General features: G+C 63.4%; 7 protein-coding genes. 2 read left to right on the top strand and 5 right to left on the bottom strand.

Going from position 1 to position 8,397, the window contains the following annotated elements; translation table 11 throughout:
• Positions 1-90 precede the first annotated feature (90 nt).
• The 3 genes from NKH70_RS31075 to NKH70_RS31065 all read right to left on the bottom strand — a co-directional run bounded on the left by NKH70_RS31075 (position 91) and on the right by NKH70_RS31065 (position 2,712).
• Positions 91-813 (bottom strand): HAD family hydrolase, encoded by a 723-nt coding sequence (locus NKH70_RS31075; RefSeq protein WP_352719328.1) that lies wholly within the window; start codon positions 811-813, stop codon positions 91-93.
• 5 nt (positions 814-818) lie between these two features.
• Positions 819-2,462, bottom strand: coding sequence for a glucose-6-phosphate isomerase (pgi, locus tag NKH70_RS31070; RefSeq protein WP_352719327.1), 1,644 nt, complete (start codon positions 2,460-2,462; stop codon positions 819-821).
• A gap of 94 nt (positions 2,463-2,556) precedes the next feature.
• Positions 2,557-2,712, bottom strand: a complete 156-nt coding sequence (locus NKH70_RS31065; RefSeq protein WP_156948037.1) for a hypothetical protein — start codon at positions 2,710-2,712, stop codon at positions 2,557-2,559.
• Positions 2,713-2,717: 5 nt separating this feature from the next.
• Between NKH70_RS31065 and pdxR the strand changes: the two genes are divergently transcribed.
• Together pdxR and NKH70_RS31055 are read left to right on the top strand one after the other, a co-directional pair.
• Positions 2,718-4,211, top strand: a complete 1,494-nt coding sequence (pdxR, locus tag NKH70_RS31060) for a MocR-like pyridoxine biosynthesis transcription factor PdxR (RefSeq protein ID WP_352467513.1) — start codon at positions 2,718-2,720, stop codon at positions 4,209-4,211.
• Positions 4,212-4,405: 194 nt separating this feature from the next.
• Complete coding sequence (locus NKH70_RS31055) at positions 4,406-5,995, top strand: trimethylamine methyltransferase family protein (RefSeq protein WP_352665368.1); 1,590 nt, start codon at positions 4,406-4,408, stop codon at positions 5,993-5,995.
• Positions 5,996-5,998: 3 nt separating this feature from the next.
• Here NKH70_RS31055 and chrA read toward each other — a convergent pair whose 3' ends face one another.
• Complete coding sequence (gene chrA, locus NKH70_RS31050; RefSeq protein WP_352719326.1) at positions 5,999-7,387, bottom strand: chromate efflux transporter; 1,389 nt, start codon at positions 7,385-7,387, stop codon at positions 5,999-6,001.
• Complete coding sequence (locus NKH70_RS31045; protein ID WP_352719325.1) at positions 7,384-8,223, bottom strand: chromate resistance protein ChrB domain-containing protein; 840 nt, start codon at positions 8,221-8,223, stop codon at positions 7,384-7,386. The genes chrA and NKH70_RS31045 overlap by 4 nt, the downstream gene beginning before the upstream one ends.
• Positions 8,224-8,397 lie beyond the last annotated feature (174 nt).

The following is an 8,397-nucleotide window of genomic DNA, read 5'->3' as shown; positions in this document are numbered from 1 at the left end:
TCCACTCCAGCCAGCATCTTGAATCACAAAACAGATAAATCTGGAATCCCCTTTGATTCCGTCAAAGGGGGAACCGCTCTAGCTGCGAGTCTAGACCGTCTCGCTGACTCGGGCCGCAAGAAAATCGGGCAGATCGGCAACCGAATCCAGAATGATATCGGCGATCTGCGACAGCGATTCACGTGTACCGGTGCCGGACAGCACGCCGATCGCCAGGCCGCAGCCGCCGGCGCGCGCCATTTCCAGATCGTGGCGATTGTCGCCGACGACGGCGATCGCCGCTGGCCTGAGTCCTGTCAGATCCGAGAAGGCAAGGATCGTATCCGGCGCCGGTTTTGGATTGGCCACCGCGTCGTAACCATAGGCGGCTTCGAAAAGCTGCGCGACGCCCAGTGTGACCAGGGTCTTTTCCGCGCCGCTGGTCGAGTCGTTGGTGGCGACGCCAAGCCGGTAGGATTTCCTGTGAAGCAGCCCAAGCGTCTCGACCACACCCGGCAGCGCCACCGCCATTGCCGATCCTTGCGCCGAGGTGATGGCGTTGAAGCGGGCGACGGCAAGCATCTGGTCCTCGTCGGACAGCCGTGGAAACCACAGCTCGACGACGTCCATGTTGGTGCCGGAGGCAAAAATCGAATCCGGCTTGAAGCGCTTGGTGGCGAAGTCGAAGCCCGCCGCCGCAAGCAGCCTGTCTGCTTTCCAGCGATCGCCTTCGGCCGCATCCATCGCCATGAAGTCGGCGATGCCCAGCCATGTCGCGTTGAAATCGACAAGCGTGCCGTCCTTGTCGAACAATATTCCCTTGATGTCCGCCAAGCTTTTCACTCCGGGCCGCGCAAGCGGTGAATGTATTCCACCAGTCCGGCAGTCGAGGCATCCCGCTTTGCGGCATTCTCCTTGCCTTCAACGACGGGCAGCAGGCCGGTCGCCAGTTCCTTGCCGAGCTCGACGCCCCACTGGTCGAAGGAGTTGATGTTGAACAGCGTGCCTTCGACGAAGACGCGGTGCTCGTAGAGTGCAATCAGCCGTCCGAACGTGTGGGGGTCGAGTTTCCTGTAGAGGATCGTCACCGAGGGGCGGTCGCCGGAGAAGACGCGGTGCGGAGCAACCCTGTCGACATCGGCGGGCTTCATGCCTTTCGCCAGCATCTGCGCGCGGGCTTCCTCAAGCGTGCGGCCCTTCATGAAGGCTTCCGACTGCGCCAGGCAATTGGCGAGCAGAAGGTCGTGGTGATGCTTCAGTTCCGGCTCGTGGCCGACGGCAGCGGCGAGGAATTCGACCGGAATGAAATCGGTGCCCTGATGTAGAAGCTGGAAAAAGGCATGCTGGCCATTGGTGCCGGGCTCGCCCCAGACCAGCGGGCCGGTCGGCGTCGTCACAGCGCCGCCGTCCAGGGTGACGCTCTTGCCGTTCGATTCCATGTCGAGCTGCTGCAGATAGGCCGGTAGCCTGGACAGACGCTGATCGTAGGGGATGACGGCGCGAGCGGGGTATTTGCAGACCACCCGGTGCCACCAGCCAATCAGCCCCATCAGCGCCGGCAGGTTCTTCGCCAGCGGCGCGGTGCGGAAATGCTCGTCCAGCTCATGGGCGCCGTCGAGAAAGGCGCGAAAATCCTTCGGGCCGATGGCGATCATCACCGGCAGGCCGATCGCACCCCAGACGGAATAGCGGCCGCCGACCCAGTCCCAGAAGCCGAAGACGCGATCGGGCGCGATGCCGAATTTGGCGACCAGGTCGAGCGCCGTCGAGACGGCGGCGAAATGCTTGCCGACTGCTTCCTTGCCGAGCGCCTTCTCGACCCATCGGCGCGCGGTCTCGGCATTGGTCATCGTCTCGACCGTGGTGAAGGTCTTGGAGGCGATGATGAACAGGGTGGTTTCGGCGGAAAGACCCTTCAGTGTGTCGTGAATATGGGCACCGTCGATATTGGATACGTAATGCGCGCGCGGCCCGTCATGATAGGGCGCCAGCGCCAGCGTCGCCATGGCCGGGCCGAGATCGGAGCCGCCGATGCCGATGTTGACGATGTCGGTGATCTTCTTGCCGGTCGCGCCGGCCGCCTTGCCGGAACGCACCGCGTCCGCGAAGGCACCCATCGCGTCGAGTACGGCAAGGACTTCCACCTTCACGTCCTGACCGTCGAGCACGATGCCCTTGCCGGTCAAGTTGCGCAGCGCCGTGTGCAGCACGGCGCGGCCTTCGGTGACGTTGATCTTCTTGCCAGCAAACATAGCGTCGCGCCGGCCTTCGAGGTCGGCGGCCTCAGCCAGCTTCTCCAGCAACTCCATCGTCCGCGCATCGACCGCGCATTTCGACCAGTCGAGCAGCAGGTCGCCGTCGCTGGCGGAGAATTTCTCGAAGCGCTGCGGATCGGCAGCGAAAGCCTCGCGCATCGAGCCCGATTTGGCCGCACGATGATCGCGCAATGCGTCGAGCTGCTTTTGAAAGGACGATTGATCCACTGCTTTGCTCCGGTCTCTTGAGATGCATCTTATCAGGCCGGATGTTTCCGGCGCGTGTCGTCGCGGCAAACTATCGGGTCGAATTCTATCTGTTTCAATGCGCAGCGATGCCGCAGCGCAGCGTGGGCCGGCGCAAAGGATCGCTGGCATAAATCCCAGCGATCAGAAAAATTGATTGGCGCAACACCTTGTGCCACCGGTACATTCGACTGGTCCAGCCAAGTGAAAAAAGCTGGCCATCGAGGAACATCTCCCATGCCACAGCGAAACGACACGGCCATATGGTCCGGCCTGTTCCGGATTTCGGCGGAATCCGGTCAGACCCTGCAAGCGCAGATCCGCCAGGCGATTGTCGCCGCCATCCTCGACCGGCAGATCGCGGCTTCCATGCCGCTTCCGTCCTGCCGGATTCTTGCCGAAAAACTCGGCGTAGCGCGCGGCACCGTGGTGCTGGCCTTCCAGCAGCTGGTCGACCAGGGCTTCCTGGTGGCGCGCGAGCGCCGCGGCCATTTCGTCAATCCCGAAGTGCTGGCGACGCCGGCCAAGCCGCACCAGAAAGCGCCCGACCAGGCCAACGAGATCGACTGGAAGGCGCGCCGGCAGATCGCGGCGAGCGACATGCCACCGCCGGCCAAGCACGACAACTGGATCAAGTCGTCCTACCCCTTCGTCTATGGCCAGTTCGACCCGGCGCTGTTCCCGACCGCCGAATGGCGCGAGTGCAACCGCATGGCGCTGGCGGTGCTCGAAATCCGCAACTGGGCGTCCGACATGGTCGACCGCGACGATCCACTCCTGATCGAGCAGATCCAGGCACGGCTGCTGCCGCGACGCGGCATCTTCGCCAATCCGGACGAGATCATCGTGACGCTGGGCGCGCAGAACGCGCTTTACATGCTGGCGACGCTGTTGATGACAAAGGGCTCGAAGGTGGCGATGGAGGACCCGGGCTATCCCGATGCACGTTCGATCTTCCGGCTGGCCGGCGCCGACATCCAGCCGGTTCCGGTCGACCACTCCGGCATCGTAACCTCGGCCATTCCCAATGATTCCGGCTTCGTCTTCGTCACGCCCAGCCACCATTGCCCCACCATGGTGCCGCTGTCGGCAGAGCGGCGGCAGGATCTTCTGGCGCGCGCCAACCGCTACAACCAGATCATCATCGAGGACGGATATGACAGCCAGCTCCTGGACGAGGCGCCGCAGCAGGCGCTGAAGAGCCTCGATCGGTCCGGCCGCGTCGTCTACGTCGGCTCGATGTCAAAGACGCTGGCTCCCGGCCTCAGGCTCGGCTACATCGTCGCCTCGGCCGGGCTGATCTCCGAGCTTCGGGCGCTACGCCGCTTCATGCTGCGCCATCCGCCGGCGAACAACCAGCGCGCCGTCGCATTGTTCCTGTCGCTCGGCCATCACGAGGCGCTGGTGCGGCGGCTGTCGAGCGCCTTCGATGAGAGGCGCAAGCGTCTGGTCCATGCGATTTCCGCCTTCCTGCCGGAGTGGCGCTCGACCGATTCGGCCGGCGGCACGTCGCTCTGGCTCGAGGGGCCGCGCGGCACCGATTCGCGCGGGCTGGCGGAGGCCGCAGCCTCGCGCAGCGTCATCATCGAGCCTGGCGACCGCTTCTTCGACCGTACCGAAAAACCATCGCGTTTCATGCGCTTGGGCATTTCCTCGATCGCGTTGCAGCACATCGAACCCGGCATCCGCGAACTGGCGACGGCAGCTGGACGCAGGCCGGCAGCGGCCTGATCTCCCTTCCCCGACCGGAGCCTGGCGCACGTAGTGCGGCTCCGGTTCTTTAGCTCCTTGGCATATGCGACGGGACCGGCTGGCACATAGGCTGTGCCAATGCCGGCGGCATAGTCGCTATATAAAGGGGACGAAGCAGGCCGATGGTGGACCAACCGCCGCGCCCGCTCCGCAGCTAAAGTTGGAGTGCCTTCATGCCAATGGCCCATGAGAAGCAGGACGTGTCCGCAGACCAGCGTTCGCGGCGGTCCGGCGGGCGCGAGGCGCGCCGCGCCATGCGGGCGGCACCGCTCGCCGACGACGTCAAGCCGGTGCGTGCTGGCCTCGAAGGCGGAAGCTACAGCCCGCTCAGCGGCAATGATTGCGAACGTATCCATGAGGCCGTGCTTACTCTTCTGGAGACAGTCGGTTTCGCCAACGCCATCCCCTCCTGCATCGAGGCACTCACCAAAGCCGGCGCGACCTTCAGTGAGGACGGCCGCCTGCGGTTTCCTCGCGGCCTTGTGCTCGACACGATCAAGAAAGCGGCACGGCATTTCACCCTGCACGGCCAGGATCCGAAGCATGACATGGTGATCCAGGGCAAGCGCGTGCATTACGGCACGGCTGGTGCTGCGGTGCATCTCGTCGATGTCGAAAAGCGTGAGTATCGCGAGTCGCTGCTGCAGGACATTTACGATGCCGCGCGCCTGGTCGAAGGGCTCGACAACATCCATTTCTTCCAGCGGCCGATGGTGCCGCGCGACATTCCCGACCCGCTCGATATGGATTTCAACACGCTCTACGCCTGCGTCATGGGCACGTCGAAGCATGTCGGCACCTCGTTTACCGTGCGTGAGAACGTCAAGCCGGCGCTCGACATGCTCTATGCGATTGCCGGCGGCGAAGAGAATTTTCGCGCCCGGCCTTTCGTCTCCAATTCGAACTGCTTCGTCGTGCCGCCGATGAAGTTTGCCGAGGACGCCTGTGGCGTTCTCGAAGCCTGCGTCGAGGGCGGCATTCCGATCCTGCTGCTGTCGGCAGGCCAGGCGGGTGCGACGGCACCGGCGGCGATTGCCGGCGCCGTGGTGCAGGCGGTCGCCGAAGTGCTCGTCGGCCTCATCTACGTCAACGCCATCAAGCCAGGCCATCCGGCGATTTTCGGTACTTGGCCGTTTGTCTCGGATCTCCGGACCGGCGCCATGTCGGGCGGTTCGGCCGAGCAGGCGGTGCTGACCGCGGCCTGCGCGCAGATGGCGCAATTTTACGACCTGCCGGGCGGTTCGGCCGCCGGCATGACAGATTCGAAACTGCCTGACATTCAGTCCGGCTACGAAAAGGGCATAACCGACGTGATGGCCGGTCTTGCCGGCCTCAACCTGGTTTACGAATCGGCCGGCATGCACGCCTCGCTGCTCGGCTTTTGCCTTGAGAGCCTGATCATCGACAACGACATGCTCGGCCACTGCCTGCGCTGCGTGCGCGGCATCGAAGTGACGGACGAGTCGCTGTCGATCGACACCATTGCCGATGTCTGCCTGAAGGGCCCGGGCCATTATCTCGGCAACGAGCAGACGCTGCGGCTGATGCAGACCGAATATTTCTATCCGGCCGTCGGCGACCGCTTTTCGCCTAAGGAATGGAATGAGAAAGGTAGGCCTGACATCTTGCAGCGGGCGATCATCGAGAAGAAGCGCGTGCTTGCCGAACGCTTCCCGCGCCACGTGCCGAAGCCGGTCGACGACAAATTGCGCGCCCGCTTCGGCGATATGATCAAGCTGCCGCGCGGCAGAATGGGCGGCTGAGCGTTACCCGCTCACCGCCAGCAACAACACACCGGCCAGCGCCGATCCGGCAAGCGTCGGCAGCATACCGATCTTCAGCTTCAGAATGGCGATCATGGAGGCACAGGAAAGCAGCGCCGCGCGCCAGTCTATCGATGAAAGCACCGGCACGTCCATTTCAAGCCCGACATTGCGCACTTCGCCGAAGATGACGTGCAAGCCAAACCATAGAGCGAGATTCATGATGACGCCGACGACGGCGGCGGTGATCGCACCGAGCGCCGCCGACAGCGCCTTGTTGCCGCGCAGCGCTTCGATGTAAGGCGCGCCAAGGAATATCCACAAGAAACATGGAGTAAACGTCGCCCATAGCGTGAACAGACCCCCAAACAATCCGGCAAGCAGCGGCGCCAGCAAGCCCGGCTGGCGGAACGCGGCAACGAAGCCGACGAACTGCAAGACCAGGATGAGCGGACCCGGCGTGGTTTCGGCAAGTCCGAGGCCGTCGACCATTTCACCGGGTGCCAGCCAGCCGAAGTACTCGACCGCTGCCTGCGCGACATAGGCAAGGGCTGCGTAGGCACCGCCGAAGGTGACGACCGCCATGACACTGAAGAAGCCACCGATTTGCGTCCAAACGCTGGCAGGGCCGGTGACAGCCCAGACCAGCAGAATAGGCCCCAGCCAGATCGGCAGCCAGATCGCCAAAGTGCGCGGCGCGTGCCATCGTGTCGGCCTGACGTGGGTCAGTTCGCCGCGCTCGAACATCAGATCGACCACGCCCTTTATGTCGGGAACATCGCCCTTGCCATGCGAAGCGCCGGAAAAAAAAGCCGGCGCACTACGGTTGCCGATCCAGCCTGCCAGGCCGGCAAGCAGCACGATCAGCGGAAACGGCACGTTCAACGCGTAGATGGCGATGAAGGCGGCGAGTGCGATCGACACCATGACCGGGTTTTTCAGCGCGCGTCTGCCGATCCGGATCACCGCCTCGATGACAATGGCGAGCACGGTCGCCTTGACCCCGAAAAACAGCGCCGCGACGAGTGGTACATCGCCATAGAGCGCATAGAGGCTGCTCAGGACGAACATGACAAGCGCGCCCGGCACGACGAAGAGAATGCCGGCAACAAGGCCGCCGACCGTTTTGTGCAGCAACCAGCCGATATAGATGGCGAGTTGCTGGGCCTCGGGGCCAGGCAGCAGCATGCAGTAGTTCAACGCATGCAGGAAGCGTTGTTCGCCGATCCAGCGCCGTTCCTCGACCAGTTCCTTGTGCATGAGCGCAATCTGCCCGGCCGGGCCGCCAAAGCTGAGCACGCCGATTTTCGCCCAGACCTTCACGGCCTGCCGGAAGCTCGGCACAACCGGCTCCTGGATCTCCGGCGGCTTTTTCGAAAGGACGGCGCTCACGATGGTTTGCCCGCGCCGAGACTGACTGCGCCGGCGGCCGGCCAGTTATGCGTCTCTTCGGTGGCATCGCGGCACCAGCGGAAGAACGCATCGTAAAGCAGCATGCCGGCCTCGAGCTGCTCCAGATCGTCGCGAAACATTCGTGACAGGCCAAGCGAGGCGGCCAGGAACCCGGCCGCCTGTGGAACAAGATCGAGGCTCGCAGTATCGGCAGCGCGTATGATCGTGGCCAGGCGATCGAGCGCTTCGGATTTAAGCCCGAACTCCTCGATCATGGTGTCGAAGGTGCAGCGTTCGCCGCGGTGGCTCCAGAACACGTTCTCGATGTCGAAAGGCACGGCCTGAAAGCGATCGGCGACGGCCGCCACTTCGGCCGGCTCGACGAAGAGAAAGACCGCGTGAGGATCGATGAAGCGCCGGATCAGCCAGGGGCAGGCGATGCGATCGACCTTCGGGCGCGTACGCGTCACCCAAACGGTGCGGCCCTTGGCATCGGCGGGCGGTATCTTGTCGGCGTGAACGAGAAGGCCCTTGGCATCGCGCCATGCTTCAAACCCGCCGTCGAGCGATTCGGCGGCAATGCCCTCCTGCCGCAGCCATGCGGCCACGCCTTGCGAAAGCTTTTTTCCCTGCTGGCAGACGACTGTCACTTGCCTGCCAGCGAAGTCGGCAGCCCAGTTCGAGACAGTCCTGAAATCACGCCGATCCGACCCCGGCAGCAATCGCGGGTCGGCGTTGTAGTCATCATCGATGCGGACGTCGATGATTGCGGGTGCACCCGGCAGCCCAATCAGACGGGACAGTTGCGATACAGTGATAGCGGTTGTTGACGGCATGGCGTCCACCTCCTTGAAAGAGAAGCTTGGACGCGAACGTTGGGCTGACGCCTCACGGGGTCGTCGCGATGCACCCCTTGCGATGATCGTGGATTTGTCACGCCCGCTTGTCAAGCATTTGTCCCTGCTGTCGCAGGGCAATCGCTTTTGACAAATGACCGCATCCAACTCTGT

Origin of the sequence: Mesorhizobium sp. M0991, from assembly GCF_040318915.1 — a bacterium.
In the GTDB taxonomy this organism is placed as follows: Bacteria; Pseudomonadota; Alphaproteobacteria; order Rhizobiales; family Rhizobiaceae; genus Mesorhizobium.
Note: the sequence above shows the minus strand (reverse complement) of the source record. Positions and strands in the feature narration are given on the sequence as shown.